This is a genomic window from Flaviramulus basaltis (genome assembly GCF_900114265.1).
GTDB lineage: Bacteria > Bacteroidota > Bacteroidia > Flavobacteriales > Flavobacteriaceae > Flaviramulus > Flaviramulus basaltis.
Map to the genome: position 1 here is coordinate 19,083 of NZ_FPKV01000005.1, position 16,458 is coordinate 35,540.

14 protein-coding genes and 1 pseudogene are annotated in these 16,458 nt (G+C 34.0%); 1 reads left to right on the plus strand and 14 read right to left on the minus strand.

Translation table 11 applies throughout. From position 1 onward, the window contains the following. Nucleotides 1-222: 222 nt before the first annotated feature. Both BT151_RS16565 and BT151_RS16570 read right to left on the minus strand, forming a co-directional pair. Nucleotides 223-375: pseudogene (locus tag BT151_RS16565) on the minus strand (zinc-dependent peptidase); the annotation flags it as partial. Nucleotides 376-447: 72 nt separating this feature from the next. Then, complete coding sequence (locus BT151_RS16570; protein ID WP_072403487.1) at nucleotides 448-1,059, minus strand: class I SAM-dependent methyltransferase; 612 nt, start codon at nucleotides 1,057-1,059, stop codon at nucleotides 448-450. 50 nt (nucleotides 1,060-1,109) lie between these two features. Here BT151_RS16570 and BT151_RS18915 point away from each other — a divergent pair, with 50 nt between their 5' ends. Further along, complete coding sequence (locus tag BT151_RS18915) at nucleotides 1,110-1,235, plus strand: hypothetical protein (RefSeq protein ID WP_262494253.1); 126 nt, start codon at nucleotides 1,110-1,112, stop codon at nucleotides 1,233-1,235. 55 nt (nucleotides 1,236-1,290) lie between these two features. Here BT151_RS18915 and BT151_RS16575 read toward each other — a convergent pair whose 3' ends face one another. From BT151_RS16575 to BT151_RS16630, 12 genes are all read right to left on the minus strand, one after another. After that, on the minus strand, nucleotides 1,291-2,358 hold the full coding sequence (locus BT151_RS16575; protein ID WP_072403488.1) for a hypothetical protein: 1,068 nt from the start codon (nucleotides 2,356-2,358) through the stop codon (nucleotides 1,291-1,293). A gap of 14 nt (nucleotides 2,359-2,372) precedes the next feature. Next, complete coding sequence (locus tag BT151_RS16580) at nucleotides 2,373-2,768, minus strand: hypothetical protein (protein WP_072403489.1); 396 nt, start codon at nucleotides 2,766-2,768, stop codon at nucleotides 2,373-2,375. A 3-nt stretch (nucleotides 2,769-2,771) separates the two neighbouring features. Further along, the gene (locus BT151_RS16585; protein WP_216231144.1) at nucleotides 2,772-3,350 is read right to left on the minus strand and encodes a TIR domain-containing protein; all 579 of its coding nucleotides are present in this window, start codon (nucleotides 3,348-3,350) and stop codon (nucleotides 2,772-2,774) included. Between the two features lies 1 nt (nucleotide 3,351). After that, a complete protein-coding gene (locus BT151_RS16590; RefSeq protein WP_072403490.1) occupies nucleotides 3,352-3,918 on the minus strand; it encodes a toll/interleukin-1 receptor domain-containing protein in 567 nt (188 codons plus the stop codon). Between the two features lie 3 nt (nucleotides 3,919-3,921). After that, nucleotides 3,922-7,050, minus strand: a complete 3,129-nt coding sequence (locus tag BT151_RS16595; protein WP_072403491.1) for an Eco57I restriction-modification methylase domain-containing protein — start codon at nucleotides 7,048-7,050, stop codon at nucleotides 3,922-3,924. A 402-nt stretch (nucleotides 7,051-7,452) separates the two neighbouring features. Next, complete coding sequence (locus tag BT151_RS16600) at nucleotides 7,453-7,701, minus strand: (2Fe-2S) ferredoxin domain-containing protein (protein ID WP_072403492.1); 249 nt, start codon at nucleotides 7,699-7,701, stop codon at nucleotides 7,453-7,455. Nucleotides 7,702-7,705: 4 nt separating this feature from the next. Further along, nucleotides 7,706-8,938, minus strand: a complete 1,233-nt coding sequence (locus BT151_RS16605; protein WP_072403493.1) for an MFS transporter — start codon at nucleotides 8,936-8,938, stop codon at nucleotides 7,706-7,708. Nucleotides 8,939-9,044: 106 nt separating this feature from the next. Continuing rightward, a complete protein-coding gene (locus tag BT151_RS16610; protein ID WP_245794902.1) occupies nucleotides 9,045-9,668 on the minus strand; it encodes a hypothetical protein in 624 nt (207 codons plus the stop codon). A gap of 21 nt (nucleotides 9,669-9,689) precedes the next feature. After that, nucleotides 9,690-10,379, minus strand: coding sequence for a HupE/UreJ family protein (locus tag BT151_RS16615; RefSeq protein WP_072403495.1), 690 nt, complete (start codon nucleotides 10,377-10,379; stop codon nucleotides 9,690-9,692). Nucleotides 10,380-10,432: 53 nt separating this feature from the next. Beyond that, complete coding sequence (locus BT151_RS16620; RefSeq protein WP_072403496.1) at nucleotides 10,433-10,648, minus strand: hypothetical protein; 216 nt, start codon at nucleotides 10,646-10,648, stop codon at nucleotides 10,433-10,435. Nucleotides 10,649-10,681: 33 nt separating this feature from the next. After that, nucleotides 10,682-11,794 (minus strand): efflux RND transporter periplasmic adaptor subunit, encoded by a 1,113-nt coding sequence (locus BT151_RS16625; RefSeq protein WP_245794903.1) that lies wholly within the window; start codon nucleotides 11,792-11,794, stop codon nucleotides 10,682-10,684. Between the two features lie 121 nt (nucleotides 11,795-11,915). Further along, nucleotides 11,916-16,316, minus strand: coding sequence for a CusA/CzcA family heavy metal efflux RND transporter (locus BT151_RS16630; protein ID WP_072403498.1), 4,401 nt, complete (start codon nucleotides 16,314-16,316; stop codon nucleotides 11,916-11,918). Nucleotides 16,317-16,458: the final 142 nt, after the last annotated feature.

A 16,458-nucleotide genomic window follows, 5' to 3' on the forward strand; every position in this document is an offset into this window, starting at 1 on the left:
GATATATAGAAGTAACCCCTCTGCTTTAGAGGGGACAAGTCTATCGTAAAAATCATTTATATCTTGTAATTCGGTTTCTATACTACACTGGTATTAAGTAAATTCCCTAAGATAAAAATAATTGAATTTTTAAGTATAGATATTTTAAAAAGAATTTAAAAAACTTGTTTTCTATATATGATTTAATAATGACTCCACTAGTGAGCACAAAAGACAAAAATTTTAAGTTTTTAAATTTTGATTGAAGCATTTAACCAACATTTTATATAACTCTGGATGTTTCTTTTTGAGTAAGTCTGGACGCTCGAAGAAATATTCTGAAGCTACTGCAAAAAATTCAGCCTGATTTGCACCTCCATGTTTTCGGATATCGGAAAGTTCCATATTAAAAAGAGAAAATAATTATAAGATACCCTATTAACAATGCGGCAGAACAGAAAAATAAGGCTATTTTCTTTTAAACCAACAAAACAAGAAGTTTTGATTTGTATCAAAGGGCGTTTTATGGTCAATTCTAATACATTTTATTTTGTCAAAAGACGCTTTAAATTGATTGGTCATAGTTGTTTCTGAATATTGTTTGATATCTAAACCACTACACTTTTTTGGACCATTTTCAGAAAAAGTGCCAATGACTAAATTACCATTCTTATTAAGATGCTTTTGAACAGTCTCAACATAATTACTTATACTTTCTTTATCTGTTAAAAAATGAAAAGCAGCCCTATCATGCCAAAAGTCATAATTTTCAGGTGGTAAAAAATTAGCGGCATCAGCTACTATCCATTTTATACAATCAGCATTATCTTTTAAACGTAGCTGTGCTCTATCTAATGCGGCTTCAGAAATATCTAATACTGTAATATCTGTATATCCCAATTTTAATAAATGGTCTACCAAAAAGCTATCACCTCCTCCAATATCAATAATCTTTGCGGATTTAGAAATGTTAGATTCTTTAAAAAAGGATAGCGATGCTTCAGGAATAGGTTCATACCAACTCACTTCTTTTAAGGATTTTGTTTTAAAAACGTTTTCCCAATGTTCTTTTTTATTCATAATTGGTATTTTAGTTCCAACTCATTTTATGTAATCTAACTGCATTCAAAATGGCTAATAACGCTACTCCTACATCTGCAAATACCGCTTCCCACATGGTTGCTAAACCACCCATTGCAATACCTAATACTGGTGCACTATTAGTGCCATTTAAAGATAAGTATGTTGGTTTTTAAGTGTTCTTGCATAAGTAATGAGGTGTTTTGGGTTTACATAGAGGAATATTTTTATTTAAAGTTTAGCATCAATTTTTGCTTTGATTGTTTTAAGCTCATTTATACTTTCATTATCAGGACTGAAATAATTATTAAACTGTTTTTCTATATCACCAGCATACTGAAGGCTGTAAACTTCAACATCCCAAGTTTTTTTTCTAATTGTCGAGGCAAATTCTATAATATTTCGACTACCTAAGTCATCATATCCTTCATCCCTTCTTATATCCATTGCAGCTTGAATAAAGGGTAATAACAGGTTATCTGATATATACCTAAAATCCGGTACATCTCCAGCATCTTGAATTTCTTGTAAATACGCGTAATGGGTTGGGGTGTATTCGTTAATTAAATTTGACCAAGGTTTTGTCAAATAATCTGCTGCACCAAATTTTATTCTATAATCATCTACTAATCTAGAATTAGCATTTAATAATTCCATCATATCAGAAGCAATTTGCTTTTGTTTAGATACTTTATCTTCGATATGGAATGTGTACTTCTTCTTTAAATCTTTAAATGCTTCATTATAAAAATCTGATATTTCATAAAGGTTAACAAATTGTTTTTGCCAATCTTCTTCATCTTCACTAAAAAAAGCTTGAAAGGCTTTAAAGTTGGACAGAATATCCATTTCAATGACTCTTTCAAAATTTTTGTTAGTATTAAAATACATTGTATTCATTGTTGATGGATTTTCTTTTTCAGCTTTGAAAAATACTTCCATTCGTTCACCGTGACGTATTATATCCTTTTCTAATGTTTTTAAATAATTAGTTAATAATAATAGACGGTCCTTTAAATCTTGAAGTTTATCATTAGTAGCGTCCTGCCTTTCTATAATTAAATGTTCTCTCTGTTCATAAACTTGATAAAGCACAAAAAGAATTGAGAGGAAAGCTAATATCCCACCAATTAATGAGCCATAAGCTGATATTATGTGGTCTCTCTTGTTGAAATCTACATCAAACAACTTCCAATTATCTGTTTCATAAATAGCTTGAAAAGTAAGAAATACAATTAAAGCCATCGTTAACCAAAAAACCCATTTGATTATTTTTTTATAGCGAGATAATGATTCCATAAGAATTACTTTTATTAGTTTTTAAAATAAATTACACATAAAATAAGTAAAATTATTTCTGATAAATAAATCGGCCATATTGTTGGTCTAAAAGCTATTCCCAATGGATTTGTCTTACTCTTAAGAGCCGAAATATCCATAGACATTGATTTAACTTCCTTATTTATGACAGCATCGTATAGTTTTCTAAAAATTTTTTCAAGCCACAAATAATGAGAGTCCAAATACCAGAATATCAAAGAAACTGGGAAACCTATAATAAATATTTTGTAATCTCCTTTATCAATACCAAATGCCATTAATGCCGTTATTGCTGTAATGCTCCAACTTTTAACCAAAAAAGATTTATGAGATAATCTATCAATAACATTATGAATCAATTCCAAATGCTTAATTCTTGTTTCTTTCATATTTTAATTTCTTTCTGAAGGTTCATATCCTTTTAGCCAACTATCCATTATAATATACTTATTCACACTTTCTCTAATCCATAGTTTAATATTATCCGTGTTAGCAATTTTATTTTGTGTTATGTACGGATAAATTCCCAAATACTCTGTTCCATTGAAATTATCAGACTCATAATCTGAAATAGGTAATACAGCAACTCTTCCTTTAATGCCATCAAAATACCCTAACTCCCAAGGCATCCATTTTGACAAACTACTATTTCTCGAAAATGCATATACTAATGACTTACAATTTTGCATTCTGTACCTTATTCTTTCTGCTGTTTCTTTAGTTACTGAATTGCGATTGAGTTGGTAATCATCAATCCAATCAACATAAACAGTAAAACGAAAATCTTCCAAGTAAATTTTTAGACTTGCTATCTCTTCTTTATCCAAATAACTATGTGATAAAAATATATCGTACTCTTTTTCAATACTGAATGATTCATTTAAAATCTGGGGTGCACCCAAACCTTTACTAAAATTAACTTTCCTGTAACTCGTTACTCGACTTAAAAGGTCTTTTGTTATTAAACCCATATTAATTTTTTAACCATTCTATTAACCCTATTTTTTTACCGTCTGGAAAAATAACATTGAATTCGTCATCCCATTCTAAACTTTTATATTTTTTGTCTACATAAGGATAGATTTGTAAATATTCATTTCCATTCCAATTACCTGTGTTATCCGCAACAGGCAAAAGAACTATGTTACTAATGTATTTATGAACATCGCCGATTCCCAATTCCCAATTACACCATTTTGATTCTATACCTTCATTTGTTGCTAACAGGATAAACTTTTTATTACCTTTTATCATTTCTTTAATTTTAATAGCAGTTTTGCCAGAAGGCGGATATGATAATTCATCATCCATCCAATCTACGTAAACTTGTATTTTTAGCTTATTAAGTATACCAACCAAATATCCTACTAAATCAGAATTTTTATGACTATGGCTAATAAATACACTTGACTCAAATTCATTTCTTTTTTTAGCAAGTTTTGAGGACATTGCTAACAGCACAGCCATACTTCCTTTTAAACCATAATCATCTTTACCAAGAGTAGATTTTAATTGTTCTTTAGTAATAAAATCTGCCATATCTTAACTATTCTCTACTATTACACGTTCTTCTTGGGTAAGGCCATAGAGGTCGTAAACCATTGTATCTATTGTTTTTTCGGTTTGATTTATTCGGGTTTGTAGGTCTTGGGCTTTCTTCTTGTTTTCTTCAAATAGCTCTAACCATTCAAACTCGTCTTTTTTGGTAAGTGGCTTACCACTTGCTTTTTTTATGGCTTTGTTGAGTTCTTTTATAAAGTCTGAAAAGTCTAACTCGTGCCAGTTTTCGAGTTTTCGGGTTAATATTAATAGAGGGAATTTTGATAAAATATAAGTCGAAAATCTATTAATAATTATATTAAAATCATTCTTATACTCAATCAGAATATTTGTTTGATTAGTTATTGAATCTTGCAAATCAATTGAAGCATTTTTAATCGGCAATTTCTCAATATATTTTGGTTTTATATTATAATCAATATGAACATTTTTAAAGTAAACGTTCATTAATTTTGAGTTCAAAATAGCCAATAAGTACTCAAGTTTAAAACTCTGATTTATTGATTCTACGAAAGAAAAATTATTAAGAGGATAAAATTTTCCATTATTGTCCAAAGCGCATACTAATCTTGTAGGCATACTTAACTTTCTTATATATTGAATTAAAATTTTTCTCCTTTCAAAACTGTTTTTAGAATAACCAGAAAGATGTTCTCCAAAATCAAGTTTATCTCCATCATAATTAATCATATATTTTTTCACACAACTTGCGGAAGGAATACAAAATTTCCAATCATTTTGAGAATCATTTAAATCTTCTTCTTTCTTTACATATTTCTTGTTATTACCTGTTTTAATACCATACCTCACATTGAAAATTTTATTTAATGAAACTGTATCCTTTTGAATTTTCAATAATAAATTTGTAAGATTAGGTGTTAATTGTAAATTAAACGATAGGCTCTGAAATCTTTCCCAATCCTTTGGTATGATTGAATTAATAATAAATTTATTGTTTTCAATTAAGTAATTTGGAATGTTATTAGTTTTTAACTTGTAAGTGTTTATTGATTTATTTTGATTTATAAGTAAATTTCTTATAATAAAAATAGCTGGAACAATATCCGGTGCATCAATGAATATTCTTTTCTCTAACTCAATTAATGTTAGAATCTCTTTCTTTAGGATATCTTTTCTTATTAAATAGTATTTGTCTAAATAATACCAAGTGTTTGGTGTGATAAATCCAAGAAACCCATTTTTCTTTATTAACTTATTAAGTGCTAAATCTGTAAAGTGAACATAAGTTTCTATTTCACCTTTTTTACATACATAATTACTTATTATATAATCCTTTTGTTGTTTCGGAACTTTAGCACCCCAAGGCGGATTTCCAATCACAACATCAAAGCCACCATTTAGAAATATTTGCGAGAACTCGGTTTGCCAATTAAAGGCTTTATCTCCTGCTACGGTTTTGCTATCAATTAAAGAGTTGCCACATTTTATGTTGTTACTTAAATCGTTGAGTTTACGTCGTGGTTGTGCTGTACGTAACCATAAGGATAGTTTGGCAATTTCTACAGATTCTTCGTTTAGGTCAACCCCATAAATATTGTTTTCCAGAATGGTAGTTTCTATGTCGCTTAAAATGAAGCCACCACCTAAAACTTTAGCTTTTAATTCATCGATGTAGCGGTGTTCTTTTATTAAAAAGTCTAACGCTTGGTTTAAGAATGCTCCAGAACCACAAGCTGGGTCGCAAATGGTTATTTGCAGTAGCCAATCTCTATAGGTATCTAACACCTCTAACAGTTGTTTTTTAGTGTTTTGGTGTGTGCCTCTTTTAAGCTCAAAATAGGCTTCTTCTTTAAAATCTAATGCTTGTTTTTTCTCTTGGCATAGTTTACCAACGGTATTTTCTACTATGTATTTGGTAATATATTTTGGCGTGTAGAATACACCATCTTTTTTACGTTTGCTTTTTTGTTTGTCGAACTCACCACCTTCAATTTCGGCATTTACGCTTTCAATTTCGTTAAGTGAGTTTTCAAAAATATGCCCTAAAATGTTGACATCTACCTGACTGCTAAAATCGTATTTAGCAAGTTTGTAGGCGTGTTTGTACAGTAATGCATCGTCAATCTCCAAACTATCTATAATAGCGTCCGGTTTAAAGAGACCACCATTGTAGGCATAAATTTCGGCTCTTGAGGTTGTGCCTTTTCTACCTTCGTCTAAAAAATGAAAGTATTGCTTAAAGAGGTTATACAATGGACGTTCGTCACCAAAATCGATGTCGGCTTTCCACTTGTCTAAAATCTGTATGGTTGAGTTTGGTGGTAATAGGTCTCTATCTTCGGCAAAGAAAATAAATAGAAAACGGTCTATTAATTTTTGAGATTTTTTGAATAGGGATAATTTTACGTTTTTTTCGAGTGCTTTGTTCTCATTAGCGTTGTTATCTTCAAGAGATTGCTGCGCTTCGCTCGCAATGACAGCATCCATTTTAATGCGTTTGGCGTTGCGTTTTACCAAGTCTCTAAAGAGTTCTCGTTTAAATACCGAGTAATCATTATAAAACTGTTTGGTAATTTTATCTTCCTCTACCAAAGAGGCTTCTTTAATAGTTAATGGAAGATTGTTTACAATGTTGTCTTTTTGTAAACATAGATATAATAAGGCAAATTCTTCTGGTGCTAATTGAAACAGATTGAACTCTAAAAACTCGGTGGCATCATTGATGTAAAACCTCAACTTCTCGAAGTTGGATGTTATGACATAAACGCAACCTTTTTGATTGGCTTTATAGTCGAATGCTTGTTTTCGGATGCTTTCTAAATCTTTGGTGTTTGTCCCTTTTAATTCTATGACACCAATAGCGTTTCCTTTGCTTAAAATAGCGCCATCTGCTTTTCCTGCTCCCTTTTGGTTTTTAAACTCTGTAGTAATGTTGAAGTCAGGCTTTGGATTAAGCGTATAATCCAATACATTTACAAACAACTCGTCTAAAAACTTGGCTTGGTATTGCTCTTCTTTAGAGTTTTTAATATTTTCTTGAATGGTAAGGTTGTGAAAATACTTGGTGAATTTTTTATAGGCACGCTCTACTACATGACTGTCTTGCTGTGTGATATATGTTTTTAAAACGGATGTTTGGAATAATGGCATTTAATTTCTTTTAGTTACAACAAAGCATGACTCTTATGACCTCATAAAAGCAAATGCTTAAGGTGTTAATAGTTAGGGAGAATTACGTTTCTAAAATAGTAAAAGAAAACAACATCTAACTAAAGACAAACATTATTTTAAAAGTAGTTCTTAACATTTTACTATTTATGCGGGAAACTGTATCCTGAAAAATGAATGTTAAAAATATTGAGGATTTAAAGGATTTTAAAGAAATACAATTCGCATTTCCTTAAAATCCTCAATTCCCTAATTATACTTTTGTAGAATTTAAGGAAAATAACAAAAGGAAGTTACCCCGATAATGTAGACTTCCTTCATTTCTTAAAAATATTGATAACGTATTTAGGGTTTTCATTGGGTTTATCTCAAAAACTTAAATGACTATTTATTCAAAATATGCCTTTTAACTATCGTTCCTAAATCTTTTTCCGAGAACCAAATATCCTCTGGATGAAGGTGAATCACAGGAGCCATTTCGCATTTATTATTACAGTCCATATCCTCCACTTCAAGTTTATCTTTCAGTTTATATTTCTTTATATAAAAATCTAAAAGCTTTCCTTTTTTCTTTCGGCAATTTACGCCATCACATCTATAAATGATGGTCTTGTTATTTTTAGAATCTGCCATAATTTTATTGTTTACGATGAATGTTTTTAGGTCTTAAAAAAATAACCACCAGCACTAATATTGCTAATGTAATTATACCCCCATATAAAAAACTTTGATTGGGAAATGTAGTTCCTAAAAATCCTGCAAGTGGATATGCAAACGCCCACCATAGATGGGAAAATGCAAAATGAGAACCGTAGACTTTACCTTGTTCTTCGATGGTTACTGTTTCTCCGATAAGTGTTTCGGATGGAATCTCTGCGAGACTTTGACCAAGTCCTGCAACAATCCATACAATGAATAACATTGAAAAATCGAGGTAATTGGCAAAACTTATGGCAACCCCTAAAATCAGAGCTCCAATAATGAGAGAGATACGTCTTGATTTGGATTTATCAATTGCTCCAGAAACGAAGGCTGCTACCATTGCGCCAATAGCGAAAGCTGCCATTATGATTCCATAGTCCTTATCTGTAAGTTCCAATCCACCTTTGACCAATACGATGGTATTGACCAAGATAAGTGCGCCAGCAACCGCAGAAACAAATTCAATGAATAATGCGAAGCGCACGTATTGATTGGAAAATAGTAGTCTAATACCCTTTAAAACATCTTGCCAAGTGGTTGGCTTTATTTTACTCTCGATTTCGTCTGGAACTACATCCAACTTACTTTTTGGAAGGCTCAATAATAATATACCTGCGATAACAAACGTAGCGGCATCGACAAAGAATATTTCCCTTGCACCTAACCAAATCGCTAAAATTCCTGCCATTCCTGGTCCTAAAACACCTAACAATTGATACGTGGCTGCTGATAAACCTATGGCTTGACGGTAAATGGATTTATCTACAACCTGTGGAATAATAGACCGATACGTCGGACTGAAAAACGCATTGAATACATTCATCAGAAAAATGAGAACATAAATTTGCCATTCTTCGGTTACAAAGGGCAAACAGCCTACTATAACCATTCTTATAAAATGTGTAGTGTACAATATTTTCTTTCGACTTATCCTATCTGCCAAGACGCTTGCAAAAGGCGAAAATATAATGAATGCAGTAACTCGTAAAGTAAGAGCTGTTGCCAATATGACCGCAGCCCTTTCTTCGCCAAACTGATATGCCAAAAGAGCCAATCCGACCCACGTAAAGGCATCGCCCAATAAACTGATGGTCTGTGCCAAATAAAGTTTTGCGAATAAACGATTACTTAAAGCTTGGAATGGCTCTAATAGTTTTGACAGTTTCATTAATTCTCTAAATATTAATTGAGTTCAAAAGTTTAATTTGTGCCTGCTGAATGGAAGGGTATTTCAATTGGGCGTAGAAATTGACCTTCCATTGCAGGACTTTAGGTTATAATGTATACTGACCTTTGAGCCTCAAGTTTACTGTTACATCTTCATTACTCGTATTTCTGAAAAACCAACCGTGTTTGCCTTCATAAGGGGCTAAAAAAGTGCCAACCATATTATGGGAATTTGAAATCGTATAACTTTCAAAATAAACTTCTTTAACCTCCTCTTTTTGTTTTACCTCGCCGTGAAAATCAAAGTATAGAACTTCGTTATTGGTTGTTGTCCATTCATATTTCATTGTTCCGTATTTGAGCATATTTATTTTAAATTCAATGCCTTTTCCTGCCGGAACTATCACTGTAGTTTCATCCTCGCGTGCAGCTAATTGCTCTTCGGGTGCTGGAAAATCTGCCTCAACGGGTCGAGCGACATCGGGTCCCGACCCAGCTTTTTCGAGTTTTATTAATGGAAGATTTGATGTTGAGACCATCATTCCCAAATCATCAGTTTGATTGCTTTCAGGCACATAGAGTTTGCTAAACCCTAAAACTTTACCTGCTCCTGTTGGGTCTATACCATATTCCGCAGGTAATACTGCTACAACCAAAAGAAGTGCTCCAACAACTAATGCTATGACGGTTGCCTTTATAATTTTACTTTTTTCCAAGATTGGATGTTTCATTTCTGACATAATAATTTTTTTTTAAGATGTAAAATAGCCTGTTAATTGGAAGCCGAGCAATAAAAACCCTGCTGCCATAAGTGCTGTATTTGTAATTGTTGAAAATTTCATAAAACTGGGTTGTCTTCTCCAAATTGTAATAAGGATTAACACAACTGCCAAAGCAATAAATTGTCCTATTTCTACACCTATATTGAAACCAATTAGATTAGTAAAAAGGCCGTCTTTATCAAATTTAAATTCTTGCAGTTTACTGGCAAGACCAAAACCGTGAAACAGACCGAATATCAAAACTGCTGCTTTCGTGTTAGGTTGTTTGCCAAAGAAACGTTTAAAGCCACCCAAATTGTCGAATCCTTTATAAACAATGGATAGCGCAATGATAGCATCTATTAAATATGCATTAATATTTATATCGGCTAAAACACCTAATAGTAACGTGGTACTATGGCCAATGGTAAAAAAGCTAACATATAAAAGCACTTCTTTCGGTTTATACAGGAAGAAAATAACGCCGACCAAAAATAGCAGATGGTCATAACCCGTAATCATATGCTTCGCTCCTATATAAAGAAAGGGGCCGAATGCCACGCCGCTGTTTCCTAATAAAAATGTTTGTGTGTCTTCATCTACTCCGTGAGCATACGCCATTGAACCAAATGCTCCGCATAGAAACAGAATGAGAAAGGCGTATATATTTTTGATTTTCATAATAAAATTGTTTAAGTCCCATTGCACATCGAAGTGCAATGGAACTATGATTATTAATGGGCGTGCCCGTGGGATTTAACTTGTTGTATGCTATCCAATCTTCTATTTTCTTCTCTTACTATTTCCAAGCTATCTTCCCTTTGGCTCATTTCTTCTGGGCTTAAAATTGTTTCAGTATTTTGATTTTCTACGTCCTTATTTTTATTGGATTCTCTGCAAGATGCTAATAGGGTTAAGCTAATGGTTGCGATAAAAAGTACTTTTTTCATAATGTTTAATTTTTATTGTTATCGATTTTTAAATTATTCTTCTTCTTCAGAATTTCTTAATGCAGACAAGATGGAATAAGCGTTTTTAACAACAGGTTTAAAATTTTGAACAGTAGCAGTTTCAGCAAAAGTTATGGCTGTATATCCTTCCTGCTCAATTCCTTTTTTAACCTGTTCTAACTTGAATGTATAGCCATTTTCCGTTTCTTCGGTTTGAAGAACTACAAAATCTTTTCCTTCATATTGAACTAAAGCTTCTGAAGGGATTGCATTTTGCTTATTTGTGCCGCTTTCTACCCAAGCCTTTACGTACATTCCTGGTAATAATCCTTTTTTGTCTTCTTTGTTTAAATGGCTATAAACTGGCGTCATACGGTCACTACCAGTCGCTTTTCCAATTAAGAAAACCTCGGCAGTACGATTGAAGGTATTGTCATCAGAAAGTGAAAATTTAACGGTTTGACCAATCTCCAACTTTCCCAAATCTTTTTCAAAGGCATTCAATGCCAAATGAATATCGTTTAAATCGACAATTTCAAATAGAACATCCTGTGGTGATACATAATCCCCAATATTTACATTGCTCGCTTTTATAAAACCTGAAATTGGCGCATAAAGATTTGCGGTTCGTGTTATATTGCCATTTTGGACAGAACTTCTACTTATTCCCGCAAGCGCAAGCTGCTGTTCGTATGCCTTCACTCTTCCTTGTGTTATTTTATAATCAGAAGAAACCTGTTGAAATGTTTTTGCTGAATTGATGTCCTCCTCTCTCAACTTTTTCTGGCGATTAAATTCTTCTTCAAGAAATTGAAGTCTGCTTAAACTTTCCAAATAGCCCTGTTGGATTTGGATAAATTCAGGGTTTTCAATGGTTGCCAAGATTTGCCCTTTTTTAATTGCTTCACCGGGCAATCTGCCAGCCGTTTTTAAATAACCTCCTAAAGGTGCAGATACAGAAGCCATACTTTCAGGCTCAACATCTATGGTTCCATTTAGTTTTATGATATTACTTAAATTCCGCATTTCAATCGCACCGGTTTCAATTCCGGCAAGATTGTATTGGTCTTTGGTAAAAGTGATTTGTTTGCTTCCAGTTGAAACTGGTTGTTCTTCTTTCATCGAAGATTCTTCGGAAGATTCCATTTTTTCGGAATCCTTATTGCCACAAGCCACCATAAATAGGGTGGATAAAATGAGCAGCGAAATTTTTGTATTGAATTTAATTTTCATCTTTTTTATGTTTTAATGTGATATCACAAGTTTTTTACAAGCCCAATAAGGCTTCGATTACTATGATGGACTGGTTATATTGATATAGTGTGTTTAGATACTCTGTTTGAATACTGTTCGCCAAAGTGAGGTTTTGCAAGTATTGCGTATAGGAAACATCCCCGCTTTTAAAGCTCTTTTCTGAATTATCAATGATAAGTTCCGCTTGTGGCAGAGCTTCATTTTGATAGTAATCTAAAGTACCTTGAAGTTTGTAATATTCTTGCAATAAATTTTGTAGTTCCCCTTGTAATTGCGTCTTATTTAACTCAATTTGAGATTGGACGATGTACTCTTCGATTTTGGCAGTTTGAATTTTGGCACGATGTCCACCAGGAAAAAGAGGAATTGAAATACCTAACTGAAAGAATGAAAATTGGTCATTGTCACTAAAATTTTGGTTTGCTATACCGCTATTTTGAGCCCCAATAAATGTTTGGCTATTATAACCGAACATAATATCGGGTAACACTTTATTCCTTTCTACATTGGTCTCCCTTTTCCTTAATTCCAACTGTTGTTTTAAATAAACGTAAAACGGACTTTGCTCCACAGACTGGTTTTCAATATCTAAATCTATCTCACGACGAACCAGTTCACTATCTGTAATGCGAATGTCATCGTTTGTGTTCAAAACTACCTGAAGCCGCTTTTTAGCGATTCTCATATCGGCTTCGTTTTGTTGAAGCTTGTTTTTTATTTGCATCGCTTGCGTTGCCGAGGTTACACTTTCCAATTTTGTGGATTCGCCAGATTCATAACGCATCGAACTTGAACGGTTGAGATTGCCATATAGACTATCTTGACGCTGCAATAATTGTTTGTTCTGAATTAAAAACACAACTCTGAAATAGGCAGCTTTTACATCCGCAATCAGGTCATTTTCTTCTATAACCTTTAGTTGTTCACTGCTATTAACTCTTGCTTTTGCGAGTTTGAATTGACTGGTATACACAGTAGGAAAATTGATTCGCTGTGTAATTCCATACAGATTATCCTTAACTGTAGGCGTATTAAATTCGCCACTTGAATATGAAAATTCTGTTCTGGGAATAGTTATAGCACCGTATTTTCCCTTTTCTTCAACCTCGATTTCATATTGAGCTATTTTTATACGGTTATTGTTCTGAAGTGCCATTTCAATAGCCTGCTGCAATGTAATTTCACGTTCTTGTACCATACTTGTTTCTTGTGCTTGAAGTTGCATTGCTGGAAAGAATAGGCCACCAATCACGATTAAAGTAATAACAATTTTCTTACTTCTAAAATTGAATTTAGCCTTTCTATCAGTAAAATAAATATACAAGACTGGAAGAACGATTAGCGTTAATGCGGTCGCAGTAATCAATCCACCAATAACTACAGTTGCCAATGGGCGCTGTACCTCTGCACCTGATGAATTTGACAATGCCATAGGTAAAAAACCTAAAGCAGCTACGGTAGCTGTCATTAACACAGGTCTCAATCTCACACGAGTTCCTTTAATGACGCGTTCATAAATATCGCTTACACCTTCTTTATCAAGCCTGTTGAATTCTGCCACCAGTACGATTCCATTTAGAACGGCCACACCAAATAGGGCAATAAATCCAATTCCAGCTGAAATACTGAAAGGTAAGTCTCTTATGATTAGTGCAAAAACACCACCAATGGCTGATAAAGGGATTGCCGTAAAAATGAGCAAACTTTGTTTCATTGAACCAAAAGTGAAATAAAGCAGCACCAAAATCAGCAACAAAGCGACAGGTAAAGCAATCATTAAACGTTGATTAGCTTCTTGCAAGTTCTGAAATTGACCGCCATAAGTTACATAGTAACCTGCTGGCATATCGACCTTCGAATTCATAATTTGCTTAATGTCCTCAATAATACTTTGTACATCCCTGTCACGTACATTGAAGCCAACAATAATTCGACGCTTTGCATTGTCACGCTGAATTTGCACAGGACCTGGTTCAAATGAAATGTTCGCCACCTGACTTAATGGAATTTGATTTCCCTGTGGTGTACTCACATACAAATTTTGTACATCGGTAATATCGGTTCGATAGTTCTTGTCCAACCGCACAACAAGGTCAAATCTACGTTCCCCTTCATAAACAAGTCCTGCCGAAGTACCCGCAAACGCAGTTTCGATAGCATTGTTTACATCCTCGATGTTCATTCCGTATTGAGAAATCTTATCTCGGTTCATTTGAATATTAATCTGTGGTAATCCGGTCACTTCTTCAACATACAAATCTTCAACACCTTCTACCGATTTTATTTTGCTCCCAACATTACCAGCCAAATCTGAAAGAAGATTGAGGTCTTCTCCATAAATTTTGATGACAACATCCTGTTTAGCACCTGTTAAAAGTTCGTTGAAACGCATTTGTATCGGTTGTTGAAAACTAAAAGTAGCATTTGGGATTATTGACAGGGATTCTTTCATTTCTGCTGCCAGTTCTTCTCTTCCGCCAGCTTTTGTCCATTCGGATTTTGGGCTTAAAATAACCATCATATCTCCTGCTTCAATAGGCATCGGGTCTGTGGGAATTTCCCCTGAACCAATCTTGTTTACAACTTGCTTTACTTCATCTGGATATTCATTTAATAATATGGACTGCGCCTTTTGAGAAACATCAATCATCTGGTCGATGGAACTTCCAACAGGCACTCGGGTTTCAACCGCAAAATCTCCTTCGTCCAATTGCGGAATAAACTCACCACCCATATTTGCAAAAACTATCAGCGTTATAATAAATAATCCTACTGCCAATCCAAGTACCAACAGTTTAGCGTGCAGGGCAGCTTCTAAAATAGGTTGGTACATACGCTGAAAGAAGTCCATCATTTTATCGGAAAAATTCCGTTTATGTTCCGTCTTGCGACCCAGTGCAAGGGCAGACATCATTGGAACATAGGTAAGCGATAAAATCAATGCTCCAAGAATAGCAAACATTACCGTTTGAGCCATTGGATGAAACATTTTTCCTGCAACCCCGCTCAAGGCCAAAATAGGAACGTAAACAATTAATATAATGATTTGTCCAAAGGCAGCGGAATTCATCATTTTTCCAGCCGAGTGCCTTACCTCGGCATCCATTTGTTTAGATGACAGCTTTTCAACGCCTGCATATTTCTTTTTACTGGTATGAATCCCAAACATTACAGATTCAACAACAATTACCGCCCCATCCACGATAAGACCAAAATCGATTGCACCCAAACTCATTAGGTTTCCGGAAACCCCAAAGAGGTTCATCATCGCGATTGCAAAAAGCATTGAGAGTGGAATGACCGAAGCCACTATCAAACCACCTCTTAAATTCCCAAGAAAGAGGATTAATACAAAAATTACTATTAAAGCACCTTCCGTAAGATTTGTGGTTACCGTTCCTATTGCACGGTCCACCAAACCTTTCCTATCCAAATAAGGCTCAATGGTTACGCCTTCGGGTAAAGTTTCTTTAATCTGTTCAATTTTAGCTTTTACATCATTGATAACTGCGGAAGAGTTTGCTCCCTTTAGCATCATTACAATTCCTGTAACAACTTCGCCCTCTCCATTTCGCGTAGCCGCTCCATAGCGCACACCGTGACCAAATTGTACTTTGGCAACATCCCTTACAAGTACTGGTGTTCCGTTATTTACTTTAACAGCTATTTTCTCCAATTCTTGTAAATTGTTCACAAGTCCTTCGCTTCGAATAAAATAAGCATTAGGACCTTTATCTATATAAGCGCCACCCGTGTTTTGATTGTTTTTTTCCAGCGCGGTAAAAATATCTTCAATAGAAACCTTCATACTTTGAAGTTTATCTGGGTCTATGGCAATTTCATATTGTTTAACCAAACCACCAAAACCACTCACTTCTGCAACACCAGGTGTTCCTAAAAGTTGTCTTTTGATAATCCAATCCTGTATAGTTCTTAATTCGGTGGCATCATATTTATCTTCATATCCTTTTTCGGTATGAATTACATATTGATAAATTTCACCCAAGCCGGTAGTTACGGGTCCCATTTCAGGTTTTCCGATGCCTTCAGGAATATCTTTGGCAGCCTGCGTTAATCGCTCTTGAACTTGTTGCCTTGCCCAATATAAATCGACACTTTCCTCAAAAACAATAGTTACTATAGAAAGCCCGAATCGAGAAAAGGAACGCATATCCTTAATACCAGGAATACTAACCATTGTTTGTTCTACTGGAAACGTAACTAATTGTTCTACTTCTTGTGCCGCTAAAGTGGGTGATATGGTAATAACCATAACTTGATTGTCTGTGATGTCTGGAACTGCATCAATGGGTAGCTGTGTTAGCGAATATGTGCCCCATCCAATTAGAGCCAGCGTAAATAATCCGATAACAAGTTTATTGTTTATCGAAAATGCAATGATTTTGTCTAACATTATGTTTAAAATATTTTTAAGTCGTAAATAATAAAAATGAAAATACCATAGGAGTGAACATCAGATTTGAACAACAAAGCCGATGATTAATTTTTAATACAAATATGGTAGAGGCAATGGCATTGAAGCTGACATTACCTAG

Bases quoted from the DNA above. Each gene is read 5' to 3' on its own strand.
- BT151_RS16575 (WP_072403488.1), bottom strand. From the start codon at position 2,358: ATGGAATCATTATCTCGCTATAAAAAAATAATCAAATGGGTTTTTTGG.
- BT151_RS16580 (WP_072403489.1), bottom strand. From the start codon at position 2,768: ATGAAAGAAACAAGAATTAAGCATTTGGAATTGATTCATAATGTTATT.
- BT151_RS16620 (WP_072403496.1), bottom strand. From the start codon at position 10,648: ATGAAAAAAGTACTTTTTATCGCAACCATTAGCTTAACCCTATTAGCA.
- BT151_RS16570 (WP_072403487.1), bottom strand. From the start codon at position 1,059: ATGAATAAAAAAGAACATTGGGAAAACGTTTTTAAAACAAAATCCTTA.
- BT151_RS16590 (WP_072403490.1), bottom strand. From the start codon at position 3,918: ATGGCAGATTTTATTACTAAAGAACAATTAAAATCTACTCTTGGTAAA.
- BT151_RS16600 (WP_072403492.1), bottom strand. From the start codon at position 7,701: ATGGCAGATTCTAAAAATAACAAGACCATCATTTATAGATGTGATGGC.
- BT151_RS16610 (WP_245794902.1), bottom strand. From the start codon at position 9,668: ATGAAACATCCAATCTTGGAAAAAAGTAAAATTATAAAGGCAACCGTC.
- BT151_RS16615 (WP_072403495.1), bottom strand. From the start codon at position 10,379: ATGAAAATCAAAAATATATACGCCTTTCTCATTCTGTTTCTATGCGGA.
- BT151_RS16585 (WP_216231144.1), bottom strand. From the start codon at position 3,350: ATGGGTTTAATAACAAAAGACCTTTTAAGTCGAGTAACGAGTTACAGG.
- BT151_RS18915 (WP_262494253.1), top strand. From the start codon at position 1,110: ATGGCTAATAACGCTACTCCTACATCTGCAAATACCGCTTCCCACATG.
- BT151_RS16630 (WP_072403498.1), bottom strand. From the start codon at position 16,316: ATGTTAGACAAAATCATTGCATTTTCGATAAACAATAAACTTGTTATC.
- BT151_RS16625 (WP_245794903.1), bottom strand. From the start codon at position 11,794: ATGGAATCTTCCGAAGAATCTTCGATGAAAGAAGAACAACCAGTTTCA.
- BT151_RS16605 (WP_072403493.1), bottom strand. From the start codon at position 8,938: ATGAAACTGTCAAAACTATTAGAGCCATTCCAAGCTTTAAGTAATCGT.
- BT151_RS16595 (WP_072403491.1), bottom strand. From the start codon at position 7,050: ATGCCATTATTCCAAACATCCGTTTTAAAAACATATATCACACAGCAA.